The sequence below is a fragment of the Nocardioides marmorisolisilvae genome (assembly GCF_031656915.1).
Lineage (GTDB): Bacteria > Actinomycetota > Actinomycetes > Propionibacteriales > Nocardioidaceae > Marmoricola > Marmoricola terrisoli.
This window is the reverse complement of the sequence record NZ_CP134227.1, coordinates 539,589-553,780: the sequence shown is the minus strand read 5'-3', so window position 1 is coordinate 553,780 and position 14,192 is coordinate 539,589. Positions and strand designations below refer to the sequence as shown.

The following is a 14,192-nucleotide window of genomic DNA, read 5'->3' as shown; positions in this document are numbered from 1 at the left end:
GGACCACTCCAACGGACGAGGAGAGAATGCGGATGCGCTTCCAGGACAAGGTCATCATCATCACCGGCGCCGCCCAGGGAATCGGCGAGGTCTATGCCCGGGGGCTGGCCGCCGAAGGGGCGTCGGTCATCGTCGCCGACCTCAACGCCGAGCTCGGGGAGCAGGTCGCCGAGAAGATCCGCGCCGACGGCGGAGAGGCGTCGTTCGTGACCGTCGACGTGTCGTCGCCGGAGTCCACGGCCGCACTGGCCATCGCCGCGGTCTCGACGTACGGCGGCATCGACGGGCTCATCAACAACGCCGCGATCTATGGCGCGATGAAGTTCGACCTGCTGATCAGCGTCGACTGGGACTACTACCAGCAGTTCATGGCGGTGAACCTCAACGGCGCCCTGTTGATGACCCGCGCCGTGTATCCGCACCTCCAGCAGCGGGGCGGCGGCTCGATCGTCAACCAGTCCAGCACCGCGGCCTACCTCTACTCGGGGTTCTACGGCCTGGCGAAGGTGGGCATCAACGGGCTCACCCAGCAGCTGGCCCACGAGCTCGGCGGGATGAACATCCGCGTCAACGCGATCGCACCGGGCCCCACGGACACCGAGGCCACCCGGATCCAGGCCGGCGAGGCCGCCAAGGAGCTGGTGAAGGGGCTCGCTCTCAAGCGCCTCGGGACACCTACCGACATGCTCGGCGCAGCGAAGTTCCTGCTCTCCGACGACGCGTCCTGGGTGACTGGCCAGGTGCTGGCGGTCGACGGCGGGCAGACCTTCCGGTTGTAGCCGCGATACTGGCCACATGGCACCTCTCGTCCCCCCGACGATGGCAGCGGCCTACATCGAGGAGCTCGGCCCTGCCGACCACATCCGGTACGGCGAGCTGCCGGTGCCACGCCCCGGGCCGACGGACGTCCTGGTGGCGGTCGAGGCGGTGTCGGTGAACCACGTCGACACGTTCGTTCGCTCGGGGGCCTACCCAACGCCGACCCCGTTCCCGTTCGTGATCGGACGCGACCTGGTCGGCACCGTCGTCGACCGCGGCGCCGGCGTCGACGCCTTCGCGGTGGGGCAGCGGGTCTGGTCCAACAGCCTGGGTCACGACGGCCGGCAGGGCGCGGCCTCGCAGTACGCGGTGGTCGCCGTGGATCGGCTCTACCGGCTGCCCGACGGGGTGGACCCGGTCACCGCAGTGGCCGTCGTCCATCCGGCGGCGACAGCGCACCTCGGCCTCTTCCGAGAGGCAGCCACCAGGGTGGGGGAGACCGTGCTCGTCGGTGGCGGAGCCGGCAACGTGGGAACCGCCGCGATCGAGCTCGCGGCGGCGGCAGGCGCCCGGGTGCTCGCCAGCGCACGGCCCCGAGACTTCGACCACTGCCGGGCCGCCGGGGCGGACGCGGTAGTGGACTACCGTGCCGCGGACCTGACCGACCAGGTCCGCGCGCTCGCACCGGCCGGCGTCGACGTCCACTGGGACACCTCCGGGCACCACGACCTCGACGCCGCCGTCGCGATGCTCGCGCACGGGGGCCGGATCGTTCTCGCCGCCGGCATGGATGCCCGCCCTGCGCTTCCGGTGGGGGATCTCTACACCCGCGACGGCCGGCTGGTCGGGTTCGCGATCAGCAACGCAGGCGTCGACGACCTCTCGGCGGCGGCCGACGCGATCAACACCCTTCTTCCCGAGGGACGGATCAGTGCCCGCATCGAGGACGTCCTGCCGCTCTCGGCGGCACAGACGGCACATCGACGGATCGAGGCAGGCGATCTGGCGGGACGACGGCTCGTGCTGCTGCCCTGAGCGCCCGGGACCCCTCAGGGGTGCAGGCCGTGGGCCTCGAGCGCGGTGAACGGATCGATGGGCGCGCCGCCGTCCGGACGGACCTCGAGGTGCACATGGGGGCCGGTGGTGTTGCCGGTCGTGCCGATGTATCCGATCAGCTGACCGGGGACGACCTGAGTGCCGGGCTGCACCGCGAACGCACTCTGGTGGGCGTACCAGAGGTCGGTCCCGTCCGGCAGCCGCTCGACGGTCTTGTTGCCGTATGAGCCGTCGTACGCCGTCGACACGATCACGCCGCCCGAGACCGCGCGGATCGGGGTGCCGTAGGGCGCGGCGAAGTCGAGCCCGGTGTGCACGGTGTGCCAGAGGCCGCTGACATCACCGAAGCGGCCGGTCAGGTGGTAGCCCTCGGTGGGGAGCACCCACCGCGCCGGGTTCGGGCGCAGCACGTCGCCGGCGACGGTGCGGAACGGCGGGATAGTGGTGCCCGCGTGGGCCGCGGCGTGGGCCGGCAGCAACAGGCCAAGCCCGACGACGAGCGGCACTCCAGCCACCGTGCGGCCCACGGCGCGCAGGCCGCGATGACGTCTGGACATCGGATGACTCCTTCTGCTCGCAATCTGCTAACTTTTGCAAGCAGACTGCGCACCAGTGAGCCATGCGGTCCCGGCGCGGCTCAAGTCGAGGCCGCGAATTCCGTAACCGCGGTCACGTCGAGCGGCCGGGTCCTCGCGGGGAACGCGACCGGAATCACATGCCGGGAGCAGCCATCAGCGTGCACGGTGCCGGGGGAACTCCACCACCTGCTGGAAGGTCGGCCGGTTCTGCCAGTCGATGTTCGGCTGGCCCACGATGCCGAGCGCACGGAAGGCGATCGAGTCGTGCACCGGCATGCTCTCCTTGGCCGCCGCAGACTCGGAGGACGCGCTCCAGGCGCTCACATCCGTGGTGCCGTTGGCCTTGACCAGCGCCTGGTACGCCTCGTTCAGGGCTCCCTCGACCGCACGCCGACAGGTCGAGGCGCCGCCGTCGCACTCATGCCTGCGCAGCACCGCGCTGAAGCCGTCCCGCGGATGCCTGCCGAGCAGCTGCTGGAGGGTCGACATGACATAGCCCTCGAAGCCGCCGTCGTACGCCGAGCCGAGGTGCGACCCGCCCGAGTTGGGGGTGTTCACCCACTGCATCGGGACCGTGGCGAACCCGTTGACGGTGGCGCCCCCGGTGGAGGCGACCCCACCTGTGCCCTGGCCGCCCAGGATGCGACCGTAGAGCCGCGTGATCAGGTCTGGCATCAGCTCGTCGCTGATCGCGATCGCAGCGTGGTGGGCGTACTCGGCGTCACCGGCGTGTGCCTTGAGCCGATGCGCCCCGGCGGTCGCCCAGGACCTCAGCTGATGGAGCATGCTCGCCACTCCGACCGTGTGGTGGTGTCCGTGCACGTATTTCAGCAGCAACGGCATCACCTCGACCCCGTCGAGATCCTGGCTCGCGGCCGTCTCCATCGCCTTGACGACGTCGGCGCGCGTCACCTTGTCGTGGGTGCGTCGTAGCTGCTTCCTCAGCTGCTTGACCAGCAGCACGGACCGATAGGTCTGACCATAGGCGTAGCCACCATCGTCGGCCTGCCCGGGAGCCGGCTTGTTGTTCCAGCTGACGAAAAAGCCCTGCTTCGGGTCGACCTCGTGAACGTGCTCGCGCGGGCGCAGAAAGCCTCGCCACTCCGCCGCACCCGTGCCCCAGGTGGGCAATGACGTGTCCGCATGGGGATTGCGCCTCGGGTCGGCGCCGCTCACGAAGTAGCCGGTGTCCCGGTTGTCCACGTAGAACCAGTTGAACGTGTAGTTGATGTGGCTCGCGGCCCGCATCCAGGAGTGGACGTCGTGGACGTACCCCGGCTCGCCGTACTGGAGGAAGCCGATCACCGAGTCGATGTCGTGGTTGTACGTCGACCGCTGGTTGACGATCGCGACCGGCTTGCCGCGCACCGTCGTCCAGCCCTGCACGACGCCGTGCCGGGTGCGGTAGATGTCGTGTCGCAGCGTCACCGGGGCACCGATCCCGCCTGGCTTCGGGACCGCGGTCTCGGAGTAGGTCTCGTGGACCATCGCACGGCAACGACCCTTGTAGAGGTAGAACGTGCCCTGGGCCGCCGGCGCGCCGCCCGTCGGGTTGCAGACCTTCTCGACCCGCTGGTCGATGACATCGCTGCCGGCGGACGTGGCCGACCACGCATAGTCTCGGCCGCGACCCAGCTCAACGAGTCCGGTACCAGGGAAGGACGCACCCTCGGCGGAGTAGTGCGGCGACTGGATCTCCTCCAACGACAAGATCTCCGGGGCGAAGTAGGACACCTGTGGTCCGAACACGGCGATCGGGTGGCCGGAGCGGGTGTGGCTGCCGTTGACGACCAGAGCGTTGCTCATGTGCTGGGGCATCGCGTCCAGGGCGTGCACGATGTTGCTCGCCAGCACCTGCGCCTTCTCGGCCCGCGTCGCCTTCGCGCTCAGCGTCGGGGCACTGGGCGCGGCACTGGTGCAGGACGGCGACGTCGAGACAGGTCCGCCGGTCAGCGCCTTGCGGTAGTCCGGCAGGGCGGTCAACGAGCGGTGCACCGCAGCCGTCGGCAGGTCGTAGCGGAACACCCGATCCGTGACGGTCGTCGGAGCGGACGGGTCGTCCTGGTGGTTGATCTCGCGGTACATCCGGGCGCCCCTGTGGTCGCCGTACCGGTGCTGGAGGTACTCCAGCAGGTTGGCGTCGGCCATCTCCGCCCCGCCGCCCCGACCGAAGATGCCGCCGATGAGACCGGCGATCGCGACCACGTCGTACGTCGACCACTTCTGCGGCAGCCCGACGGCAGCACCGTAGTCCGCCGGCAGAAGGCTGGGGTCGAGCGTCGCTTTGGAGATGTAGGCGTTCACCCCGGCGACGTAGTTGTCCAGCATCGTCTTCGCGCGCCGGCCAGTGGTGCCGTGGGAGGCCGCCATGGCCTGGATCTGCTTCTCGGCCCGTGCCTTGGTGTAGGGCGCGAGGAGCAGCTCGTCGTGGTCCATCTGCTCGAACTCGCAGCTGCTGCCGAGGAAGGAGGCAAGGGTGCCCTCTCCATAGTGGCGCAGCACGTCCATGAGGAAGAGTCGATCCTCGGCCTGGGTGTAGCCGGCGCCGAACGCCGCCGCCGCATCGGTGGACCCGTAGATGTGCGGGACGTCGTGCTGATCGCGGTAGACGGTGACGCCCGTCTCGGGCTTCTCCGTGCGCGTCACGTCCCCGGGCCGTACCCCGAACGACTCGTCGTCGTAGTAGCGGCCCAGCGTGCCGTCCGTCAGCGAGTGGTAGCCGTAGAGCAGGTTCGCGTACTTCGACAGCTGGTCGTCGCTGTACGGCGGTCGCTTCTTCATGGTCTCGAAGGTGAGCAGGTCCGTGGCGTTGACCAGACCGTTCTCGCCGGGCGGGAGGATGCTCATCGCCTGGCCGTCGGCGTAGTCGTGCACCCGGTAGCCGGGCCCGTCCTGCTCGGCAGCGGTGGCTTGGGGGAGTGCCGCGACCACCAGTGCTGCGGAGGAGAGCAGGCAGGCAGCCGCGAGCGCGACACGACGTGGGGGCATGACTTCTCCAACGACGCACTCGGTCCTCGGGTGACGGACCGTTACCGTGGACCGATGAGCGCCACCGCCCCCGATGACCGTGCCCACGACCCGGCCGCCGAGGTCGTCGAGATCTGTCGTGACCTGATCCGGATCGACACCAGCAACTACGGCGACGCGGCCGGACCGGGCGAGCGGAAGGCCGCCGAGCACGTCGCGCAGCTCCTCGACGACGTCGGCATCGAGCCGCGCCTGTATGAGTCGGAGCCGGGCCGCACCTCCGTGGTCGCCCACTGGGGTGGTGAGACCGGCGAGCCGATGCTGCTGCACGGGCACCTCGACGTCGTCCCGGCCCAGGCCTCGGACTGGACCCACGACCCGTTCTCCGGCGAGGTCGTCGACGGGCAGATCTGGGGCCGCGGTGCCGTCGACATGAAGGACTTCGACGCGATGCTGCTCTCGACAGTGCGCGCCCGTGCGCGCGCCGGCGCGGTTCCCGCCCGTCCGCTGGTGCTCTGCTTCACCGCCGACGAGGAGGCGGGGGGAGCGAAGGGCGCCGGCTGGCTCGTCGAGCACCAACGCGCGCACTTCGACGGCTGTACGAGTGCGGTGGGGGAGGTCGGCGGCTTCAGCACGACCGTGCGTGGACGACGGCTGTACCTGATCGAGGCGGCCGAGAAGGGGATGGCCTGGATGCGCCTCACGGCCCGTGGTCACGCCGGCCACGGGTCGATGGTGCACCCCGACAACGCCGTCTCGACCCTCGCGGGCGCGGTGGCACGGATCGGACAGCACCAGTGGCCGGTGCGGCTGACCCCGACGATGCAGGTACTGCTCGCCTCGGTCGCCGAGCTCGCCGGCACGGAGGCCACACCTGAGAATGCCGAACGGCTCGTCGAGGAGTTCGGCTCGGCGGCGAGGATGCTCGGAGCCGTCATCCGCAACACGACCAACCCGACCCGCCTCGAAGCGGGGTACAAGGTGAACGTCGTGCCCGGGGAGGCGAACGGCTGGGTCGATGGACGCTTCCTGCCGGGTTACGAAGACGAGTTCTTCGCCACCCTCGCCGAGCTCGCCGGACCTGACGTCACGATCGACCACGAGGTCCGGATGCCCGGTCTGGAGACGTCGTACGACGGCGCCGTGGCCGACGCGATCACCGCGTCGATCCTCGACGAGGACCCTGACGCGCTGGTCGCGCCGTACCTGATGAGCGGCGGCACGGACGCCAAGTACTGGACCGGAATCGGGATGAAGTCGTTCGGGTTCACCCCGCTCCGCCTGCCCGCCGACCTCGACTTCACCGCCCTGTTCCACGGGGTCGACGAGCGGGTGCCGGTGGACGCCCTCGAGTTCGGCGCCCGGGTCTTCGACCGGTTCCTCGGGAAGATCTGAGGGTCACGCGCTCCCCTCGCCGAAGCATTGCTGCGTGAGCCGTGGCTGTCCTGACTAGATCGCGTAGAACAGCTGCCGCTGCCGGATGACCCTACGGCGCAGGACGACCCGTCGGGTGCCGTCGGGGGCCAGCCTCAGGCGGTCGAGCTCCCAGCCGCCGTGCTCGGCCCGGTCCACGAGCAGCCGGGTCACCACGTTGCGGGACAGCTCGGGACCCAGGGTGATCTGGTCGAACTCGTACTCGACGCCGGGCCGCAGGGCCCGACGCTGCAGGTTGCGCTCCTTCGCCGAGCTCATCTGGGCGTCCCCGAGACGTCGTCCAGGGCCGCCACCAGCTCGGTCGGCAGCTCGCACTCCTCCACGAGCAGGGATGCCTTCAACTGTGCTGCGGTGCGCGCACCGACGATCGGGGCGGTGACTCCGGGACGGTCCCTGACCCAGGCGAGCGCTACCTCCAGCGGGGTCCAGTCCAACCCCTCGGCGGCTCGGACGACGGCCTCCACGATCCGCTCGGATCGTTCGCCGAGCACGTTGGTGACGAAGGACGCGAAGTGCGGCGAGGCCGCCCGGGAGTCGGCCGGGACCCCGCCGCGGTACTTGCCGGTCAGCACGCCACGACCCAGCGGCGACCAGGGCAGCACGCCCAGCCCGAGCGCCTGCGCAGCCGGGAGCACCTCGGCCTCGATGCTCCGGTTGAGCAGGGAGTACTCCATCTGGGTAGAGGCGAGCCGCGCACGGCCGGGGACCGCCCGCTGCCAGGTCGCCGCCTGGGCGGTCTGCCAGCCTGTGTAGTTCGAGATCCCGACGTACGCCGCACGCCCGGTGCTCACCGCGTAGTCGAGCGCGCCAAGGGTCTCCTCGAGCGGCGCGTCGTCCACCCAGGTGTGCACCTGCCAGAGGTCGACGTGGTCGACACCCAGGCGGTGCAGGGACTGGTCGAGGCTGCTGATCAGGAATCCCCGAGACGCGTTGGTGACCCGCGTGCCACCGCTGCGCCGGCCGATGCCGGCCTTGGTGGCGATCACGACCTCGTCCCGGTGGACGATGTCGCCGATGAGGCTGCCGATCAGGCGCTCGGAGTCGCCCTCGGTGTAGCCGGCTGCGGTGTCGACCAGGTTGCCGCCGGCCTCGACGAACGCGCGCAACTGGTCGCGTGCCTCGTGCTCGTCGGTGTCGCGTCCCCACGTCATCGTGCCCAGACCCAGCCGGGAGACCTTCAGCCCGGTGTGGCCCAGGAGCCGTTGCTGCATGGGCACACGTTATCCAGTGCCCGTCGGGGCGTCGGGTCCGGCACGCCGCCCACGGGCCCGTAGGCTTCGCGGCCATGAACTACCTGGACGCCGTCATCCTCGGGATCGTGGAGGGACTCACCGAGTTCCTGCCCGTCTCGAGCACCGGCCACCTGACCATCGTCGAGAAGTGGCTCGGCCTCGACGTGGCGGCCAAGGACGTGACCGGCTACACCGCGGTGATCCAGATGGGCGCCATCGCCGCGGTGATCCTGTTCTTCGCCAAGGACATCTGGCGGATCGCGGTGGCGTGGCTGCGGGGACTCGTCCAGGCGGAGTACCGCGGCACTCTCGACCACCGGATGGGCTGGTACGTCATCGTCGGCACCATCCCGATCGGCATCGTTGGACTGGTGTTCAAGGACTTCATCACCAACGACCTGCGCTCGCTGTGGGTGGTGGCCGTCGCACTGATCCTCTGGAGCGCGGTGATGCTGTACGCCGAGCGGATGGGTCGCCAGCGACGCCACGAGCCCGAGCTCAACATGCGCGATGCTCTGGTGGTGGGCGTGGTGCAGTGCATCGCGCTGGTGCCGGGGGTGTCCCGCTCCGGTGCCACCATCTCCGCCGGGCTGCTGCGCGACCTCGATCGTGTGACCGCGACCAGACTCAGTTTCTTCCTGTCCATCCCGGCGTTGATCGCGGCCGGGCTCTTCGAGCTCAAGGACGCCCTCAGTGGCAACATCGTGGCCGGCCAGCTGCTCGTGGGCACGGTGGTCAGCTTCGTCGTGGCCTACGCGTCGATCGCGTGGCTGCTGAGGTTCGTCGCGCACCACAGCATCGGGAAGTTCGTGCCCTACCGGGTGGCGCTGGGCCTCGTCGTGATCGTGCTGCTCGCCACCGGCGTGATGTCCGCGACCTGAGCCCGACTACAGCCAACCGGCGCGCTTGCAGATGATCCACACGGTCAGTGAGCTCGTCGCCATCAGGATCAGGGCGTAGGCATAGCCGAGCGGCCAGTGCAGCTCGGGCATCCTGTCGAAGTTCATGCCGTAGATGCCGGCGATCAGGGTCGGCCCCGCCACCAGTCCCACGGCGGCGGAGATCTTCCGCATGTCGTCGTTCTGCTGGATGGAGATCTGCGCGATGTGGGCGTCGAAGGCCGACGACAGCAGGGAGTCGAGCGACTCGATCGTGTCCGCCACGCGGGCGAGGTGGTCGCCGACATCGCGGAAGTACGGCCCTGCGGCCGGGTCGACGCCACGGACTGTGCCGGAGATGAAGCGGTTGATCGGGTCACGCAGGGGCATCACCGCGCGGCGCATCTCGGCCAGCTCGCGCTTGAGGACGTAGATCCGCTCGGCGTCCTTGGTCCGATCGGTGGAGAAGACCGATGCCTCCACCTCGTCCACGTCCTCGACGAGGGAGGCGGCGACGTCCTCGTAGCGGTCCACGATCGTGTCGCACACGGCGTAGATCACCGCGGAGGGACCGTGCGCGAGGACGTTCTCGGTGCGCTCGAGGGTCACCCTCGCCTCGTGCAGGGCGCTGCCCTCGCCGTGCCGCACCGTGATCACGAAGCGAGGTCCGACGAATATGTTCACCTCGCCGGTCTCGACCTGGTCGTCGGCGTCGACGTACCACAGCGTCTTGACCGTGAGGAAGATCGACTCGTCGTAGCGCTCGAGCTTGGGGCGCTGGTGAGCGCGCAAGGCGTCCTCGACGGCCAACGGATGCAGGTCGTAGAGGTCCGCGACGGCCTCGAGCTCCGCCTCGGTGGGCTCGAACAGCCCCACCCACACGAAGTCGTCGGCTTCGACGGCCTGGGCGCGCACGCCGGCGAGATCCTCCGTCGACAGGCCGGAGTCGACCCGTCGCCCCTGCCGGTAGAGGGCGTTGTCCACGATCATCGGACCCCACGGTAGGAGCCGAACCGCGTCCGCCTGCGTAGGCTCACCGCATGTCGATCGTGATCCTGGCGCGGCACGGACGCACCGAGGCGAACGCGACGGGCCTGCTCGCCGGCCGGACCCCGGGCGTACGGCTCGACGAACGCGGGCGCGATCAGGCGCGCGCGGCCGCCGACCGCCTCGCGGGGCTGCCGCTGGCCACCGTCGTCACCAGCCCGCTGGAGCGCTGCCGGGAGACTGCGCGGCTGCTCGTAGGCGACCGCGGCCTGCGGGTGCGGCCGGACAAGCGGCTCACCGAGTGTGACTACGGCGAGTGGACGGCTCAGAAGCTGTCCGAGCTGGCCCGCAAGCCGCTGTGGAAGGTCGTGCAGGGGCAGCCGTCGGCGGCGCGGTTCCCCGGCGGCGAGTCGCTGCCTGAGGTGTCCGCGCGTGCGATCGCCGCGATCCGGGACCGTGACACTGCCGTCGCCGCCGAGCATGGCGACGGCGCGGTGTGGCTCGCGGTATCCCACGGTGACGTGATCAAGGCGGTGCTGGCCGATGCGCTGGGCATGCACCTCGACCAGTTCCAGCGGATCGTCGTCGACCCCGCGAGCCTGTCGGTGGTCCGCTACACGTCCGGACGCACGTTCGTGCTGACGATGAACTCCACCTCGGGCTCGCTCGAGCACCTCAGGCCCGCACCACGTGGTCACAGTCGCGGCCGGCACCGTCCCCGAGCCGACGCGGCGCTCGGTGGCGGCACGGGAACCGGCGAGCACACCTCGTAGGCTCATCTCCATGCCGCCGGTGATCCACAGCTATGACCCGCCCGACAGGTTCGTGGCGGGCACGGTCGGCCCGCCGGGGCAGCGCACCTTCTTCCTCCAGGCCCGCGCGGGAACCCGGTTGACCAGTGTCGCGCTGGAGAAGCAGCAGGTCGAGATCCTGGGCGAACGGGTCGACGAGCTGCTTGACGAGCTCATGCAGGCCGACCCGGGCGCGGGCGCCCCGGGGGGTGACCCGTCGCGACCTCCCATCATCCCGGCCCTGACGCCCGCGGAGCTGGTCGACTCCGCGCCCCTCGACCAGCCGATCGAGGAGGAGTTCCGGGCCGGCACCATCACCCTGTCCTGGGACCCCGAGGACGCACGGGTCGTCATCGAGGTCTTCCCGGTCACCGATGCCGAGGTTCCCATCGAGACCGATGAGGAGCAGCTCCTCGAGCTCCCCCTCGCCGAGCCCGAGCCCGACGAGGTCTTCCTCGTCCGGCTGCCGGCCCCGATGGCGCGGGCGTTCGCCACCCGGACCGCCTCGGTGGTCGCGGCGGGTCGCGAGCAGTGCCAGTTCTGCGGTGGACCGATCGACCCCGACGGGCACCTATGCCCTCGCGCGAACGGCTTCCGGCGGAGTCGGTGAACGCCGCCGATCTGCTGTCCGGCGCGGACCTGGTCCTCCTCGGCAGAGTGATGCCGGCCTCGAACCACACCTTCCTCTGCGACCTGGGAGCGGGCGGGCCCCGGGCGGTCTACAAGCCGGTCGCGGGGGAGCGACCCCTCTGGGACTTCACCGAGGGCACCCTGGCGGACCGCGAGTACGCCGCCTGGCTGGTCTCGGAGTCGCTCGGCTGGCAGGTCGTGCCCCCGACCGCCCTCCGTGAGGGGCCGCACGGGTGGGGGATGGTCCAACTGTGGCGCGAGCCCGATCCCGACCAGCAGCCGGTGGACGTCGTGCCGGCGGGTGCCGTCCCGGACGGGATGCTGCACGTCCTCGACGCCGTGGGCAGCGACGACGAGCCGGTCTCGCTGGTGCATGAGAACAGCTCGGCGCTACGCAGGATGGCCGTCTTCGACGCGATCGTGAACAACACCGATCGCAAGGGCGGGCACGTGCTCGCGATGCCCGACGGACACCGGTACGGCGTCGACCACGGGGTGTGCTTCCATGTCGACGACAAGTTGCGGACGGTCCTCTGGGGATGGGCCGGCCAGCCGCTCGCACCGGAGGAGACGACAGGCATCGGGGCGGTGCTGGCGGACCGCGACCTCGCGGCGACTCTCGCAGAGCACCTCACCGGCGCCGAGATCCGTGCGATGCGCCGCCGGTGCGACCGGCTGTTGCGTACCGGTCGCCTCCCCGAGCCGGTCGGTGGCTGGCCTGCCATCCCGTGGCCGCCGTTCTGAGCACGCTGGCTACGCTGTCGCGCATGCGTGCCTGGCCCAGCCCCGAGGTTCCGGCTCTTCCGGACGGGATCCGTGGACCCCAGCTGCGGGTGCGCTCGTCGCACACCGCTGACCTTCTCGACGTGGTCCCGACCGGCACTGCGCGGATGTACGTCTGCGGCATCACGCCGTACGACGCGACCCACCTGGGCCATGCCGCCACCTACGTCGCCTTCGACCTGCTCAACCGGGCCTGGCGGAGCGCCGGCCACCCCGTCCGCTATGTCCAGAACGTCACCGATGTCGACGACCCCTTGCTCGAGCGGGCGGCTGCCACGGGCGAGGACTGGGAGGCCCTGGCAGAGCGCGAGACGCAGCTGTTCCGCGACGACATGGTGGCGCTGCGGGTCCTCCCACCCGACGCGTACGTCGGCGCCGTCGAGTCGATCCCGCTGGTGGTCAGCATGGTCCAGGAGCTGGACGCCGCGGGTGCGGCCTATGCCGTGGACCAGGACCTGTACTTCCGGGTCGCGACCGACCCCGACTTCGGCACGGTCTCCGGCTGGAACCGTGACCAGATGCTCGCCGTGTTCGCGGATCGCGGCGGTGACCCCGACCGACCCGGCAAGCAGGACGCGCTGGACTGCCTGCTCTGGCAGGGGGAGCGTCCCGGCGAGCCAGCCTGGGACACCGCCCTCGGACGTGGCCGGCCAGGGTGGCACGTCGAGTGCTCCGCGATCGCACGGGCCCACCTCGGTGGACCGGTCGACGTGCAGGGCGGCGGCAGCGACCTGGTCTTCCCGCACCACGAGATGAGTGCATCAGAGGCCCAGGTCGTCGACGGCAGCCCGTTCGCCCGCGCCTACGTGCACGCCGGGATGGTCGGCCTGGACGGCGAGAAGATGTCGAAGTCCCGTGGCAACCTCGTCCTGGTCTCGACGCTGCGCGGCGAGGGGGTGGACCCGATGGCGATCCGGTTGGCCATCCTCGGACACCACTACCGCTCCGACTGGGAGTGGACGGCTGCCGACCTGACCGACGCCGAGGCCAGACTGGCAACCTGGCGCAAGGCCCTCACCGCGCCAGCCGGGGCGTCGGCCGAGCCGGTGATCACCGACGTGCTGTCCGCGCTCGCCGACGACCTCGACGCCCCGCGTGCGGTCGCCCGTGTGCACGACTGGGTCACCGCCACCCTCGGCGGCGACACGAGTGACGACGGGTCCCCGGCACGGCTGGCGACGGTGCTCGACGCGGCGCTCGGGCTGGCCCTCTGAGAAGCCGCGCGGTCAGCGGTCAGAGCTGCCCGGGCCGCGCTCGCGGCGCTTGAGGTAGCGCTCGAACTCGCGGGCGATCGCCTCGCCGCTGGCCTCCGGCAGGTCGGCGGCGTCGGCCGCCTGCTCCAGGCTGCGGACGTATTCGGCGATGTCCTCGTCCTCCTCGGTGAGCTCGGCGACACCGCGCTCCCACGCCCGGCTGTCCTCGGGCAGGTCGCCGAGCGGGACGTTGACCTGGAGGAGGTCCTCGACCTGGCCGATCAGGGCGAGGGTGGCCTTCGGGCACGGTGGTTGGGGGAGATAGTGCGGCACCGCCGCCCAGAACGAGACCGACGGCAGGTCGAGACGAACGCACGCGTCCTGCACGACGCCGACGATGCCGGTAGGCCCCTCGTAGCTGGACCGCTCGAGCTTGAGCCGGTCCTCGAGATCGAGCTCGGTGGCCGACCCGGACACCTGGATGGGGCGGGTGTGCGGAATCTCGGCCAGCATCGCGCCCAGGGTGCAGACCAGCCCGACGCCAAGATCATCGGCGGCCGCGAGCAGCTCCGCGCAGAACTGTCGCCACCGCATGTTCGGCTCGATGCCCCTGACCAGCACGACGTCACGGTGGGCGTCCGGCGGTCGGGCGACGTACAGCTGGGTGCTCGGCCAGACGATGCTGCGCATCCCGGCGTCATCGGTGGACACCATCGGACGGTTGACCTGGAAGTCGTAGAAGTCGTCGGGATCGATCGCCCCGATCAGTCGAGCGCTCCAGACCTCGAGGAGATGGTCGATGACTCCGGTGGCCGCGCCCGCGGCGTCGTTCCACCCCTCGAAGGCGCACACCAGCGTCGGCTCCACCAGGTCGGGAACGTCCTCGAACTCGATCACACGGTCA

General features: G+C 70.3%; 14 protein-coding genes. 8 read left to right on the top strand and 6 right to left on the bottom strand.

The window, feature by feature from the left end; translation table 11 throughout:
• Positions 1–26: 26 nt before the first annotated feature.
• Positions 27–779 (top strand): SDR family oxidoreductase, encoded by a 753-nt coding sequence (locus Q9R13_RS02670; RefSeq protein WP_310963509.1) that lies wholly within the window; start codon positions 27–29, stop codon positions 777–779.
• Positions 780–795: 16 nt separating this feature from the next.
• Positions 796–1,794: an NADPH:quinone reductase gene (locus Q9R13_RS02665; RefSeq protein WP_310963508.1), complete on the top strand. Its 999-nt coding sequence runs from the start codon at positions 796–798 to the stop codon at positions 1,792–1,794.
• Positions 1,795–1,808: 14 nt separating this feature from the next.
• Here Q9R13_RS02665 and Q9R13_RS02660 read toward each other — a convergent pair whose 3' ends face one another.
• Both Q9R13_RS02660 and Q9R13_RS02655 read right to left on the bottom strand, forming a co-directional pair.
• Positions 1,809–2,372, bottom strand: a complete 564-nt coding sequence (locus Q9R13_RS02660; RefSeq protein ID WP_310963507.1) for a M23 family metallopeptidase — start codon at positions 2,370–2,372, stop codon at positions 1,809–1,811.
• A 174-nt stretch (positions 2,373–2,546) separates the two neighbouring features.
• Positions 2,547–5,381: a penicillin acylase family protein gene (locus Q9R13_RS02655; protein ID WP_310963506.1), complete on the bottom strand. Its 2,835-nt coding sequence runs from the start codon at positions 5,379–5,381 to the stop codon at positions 2,547–2,549.
• 54 nt (positions 5,382–5,435) lie between these two features.
• On the opposite strand from Q9R13_RS02655, the gene Q9R13_RS02650 reads away from it, so the two are divergent.
• The gene (locus Q9R13_RS02650; protein WP_310963505.1) at positions 5,436–6,755 is read left to right on the top strand and encodes a M20/M25/M40 family metallo-hydrolase; all 1,320 of its coding nucleotides are present in this window, start codon (positions 5,436–5,438) and stop codon (positions 6,753–6,755) included.
• A 54-nt stretch (positions 6,756–6,809) separates the two neighbouring features.
• On the opposite strand, the gene Q9R13_RS02645 is transcribed toward Q9R13_RS02650, so the two are convergent.
• On the bottom strand, positions 6,810–7,052 hold the full coding sequence (locus Q9R13_RS02645) for a DUF5703 family protein (RefSeq protein ID WP_310963504.1): 243 nt from the start codon (positions 7,050–7,052) through the stop codon (positions 6,810–6,812).
• A complete protein-coding gene (locus Q9R13_RS02640; RefSeq protein ID WP_310963503.1) occupies positions 7,049–8,005 on the bottom strand; it encodes an aldo/keto reductase in 957 nt (318 codons plus the stop codon). The genes Q9R13_RS02645 and Q9R13_RS02640 overlap by 4 nt, the downstream gene beginning before the upstream one ends.
• A gap of 74 nt (positions 8,006–8,079) precedes the next feature.
• Here Q9R13_RS02640 and Q9R13_RS02635 point away from each other — a divergent pair, with 74 nt between their 5' ends.
• On the top strand, positions 8,080–8,907 hold the full coding sequence (locus Q9R13_RS02635) for an undecaprenyl-diphosphate phosphatase (RefSeq protein ID WP_310963501.1): 828 nt from the start codon (positions 8,080–8,082) through the stop codon (positions 8,905–8,907).
• A gap of 6 nt (positions 8,908–8,913) precedes the next feature.
• On the opposite strand, the gene corA is transcribed toward Q9R13_RS02635, so the two are convergent.
• Entirely contained in the window at positions 8,914–9,894 is a 981-nt protein-coding gene (corA, locus tag Q9R13_RS02630) for a magnesium/cobalt transporter CorA (protein WP_310963500.1), read from the bottom strand.
• Positions 9,895–9,944: 50 nt separating this feature from the next.
• Between corA and Q9R13_RS02625 the strand changes: the two genes are divergently transcribed.
• From Q9R13_RS02625 to mshC, 4 genes are read left to right on the top strand one after another with little or no spacing between them, the layout of a single operon-like run.
• Entirely contained in the window at positions 9,945–10,664 is a 720-nt protein-coding gene (locus tag Q9R13_RS02625; RefSeq protein ID WP_310963499.1) for a histidine phosphatase family protein, read from the top strand.
• 10 nt (positions 10,665–10,674) lie between these two features.
• Positions 10,675–11,292 carry a DUF3090 family protein gene (locus tag Q9R13_RS02620; RefSeq protein ID WP_310963498.1) on the top strand — a complete coding sequence of 206 codons (618 nt, stop codon included), beginning with the start codon at positions 10,675–10,677 and terminating at the stop codon, positions 11,290–11,292.
• Entirely contained in the window at positions 11,256–12,056 is an 801-nt protein-coding gene (locus tag Q9R13_RS02615; protein WP_310963497.1) for an SCO1664 family protein, read from the top strand. Before Q9R13_RS02620 ends, Q9R13_RS02615 begins: the two co-directional genes overlap by 37 nt.
• 23 nt (positions 12,057–12,079) lie before the next feature.
• Entirely contained in the window at positions 12,080–13,309 is a 1,230-nt protein-coding gene (mshC, locus tag Q9R13_RS02610; protein WP_310963496.1) for a cysteine--1-D-myo-inosityl 2-amino-2-deoxy-alpha-D-glucopyranoside ligase, read from the top strand.
• Positions 13,310–13,321: 12 nt separating this feature from the next.
• Here mshC and Q9R13_RS02605 read toward each other — a convergent pair whose 3' ends face one another.
• Positions 13,322–14,185, bottom strand: coding sequence for a PAC2 family protein (locus Q9R13_RS02605; protein WP_310963494.1), 864 nt, complete (start codon positions 14,183–14,185; stop codon positions 13,322–13,324).
• Positions 14,186–14,192 lie beyond the last annotated feature (7 nt).

Bases quoted from the DNA above. Each gene is read 5' to 3' on its own strand.
- Q9R13_RS02670 (WP_310963509.1), top strand. From the start codon at position 27: ATGCGGATGCGCTTCCAGGACAAGGTCATCATCATCACCGGCGCCGCC.
- Q9R13_RS02665 (WP_310963508.1), top strand. From the start codon at position 796: ATGGCACCTCTCGTCCCCCCGACGATGGCAGCGGCCTACATCGAGGAG.
- Q9R13_RS02660 (WP_310963507.1), bottom strand. From the start codon at position 2,372: ATGTCCAGACGTCATCGCGGCCTGCGCGCCGTGGGCCGCACGGTGGCT.
- Q9R13_RS02655 (WP_310963506.1), bottom strand. From the start codon at position 5,381: ATGCCCCCACGTCGTGTCGCGCTCGCGGCTGCCTGCCTGCTCTCCTCC.
- Q9R13_RS02650 (WP_310963505.1), top strand. From the start codon at position 5,436: ATGAGCGCCACCGCCCCCGATGACCGTGCCCACGACCCGGCCGCCGAG.
- Q9R13_RS02645 (WP_310963504.1), bottom strand. From the start codon at position 7,052: ATGAGCTCGGCGAAGGAGCGCAACCTGCAGCGTCGGGCCCTGCGGCCC.
- Q9R13_RS02640 (WP_310963503.1), bottom strand. From the start codon at position 8,005: ATGCAGCAACGGCTCCTGGGCCACACCGGGCTGAAGGTCTCCCGGCTG.
- Q9R13_RS02635 (WP_310963501.1), top strand. From the start codon at position 8,080: ATGAACTACCTGGACGCCGTCATCCTCGGGATCGTGGAGGGACTCACC.
- corA (WP_310963500.1), bottom strand. From the start codon at position 9,894: ATGATCGTGGACAACGCCCTCTACCGGCAGGGGCGACGGGTCGACTCC.
- Q9R13_RS02625 (WP_310963499.1), top strand. From the start codon at position 9,945: ATGTCGATCGTGATCCTGGCGCGGCACGGACGCACCGAGGCGAACGCG.
- Q9R13_RS02620 (WP_310963498.1), top strand. From the start codon at position 10,675: ATGCCGCCGGTGATCCACAGCTATGACCCGCCCGACAGGTTCGTGGCG.
- Q9R13_RS02615 (WP_310963497.1), top strand. From the start codon at position 11,256: ATGCCCTCGCGCGAACGGCTTCCGGCGGAGTCGGTGAACGCCGCCGAT.
- mshC (WP_310963496.1), top strand. From the start codon at position 12,080: ATGCGTGCCTGGCCCAGCCCCGAGGTTCCGGCTCTTCCGGACGGGATC.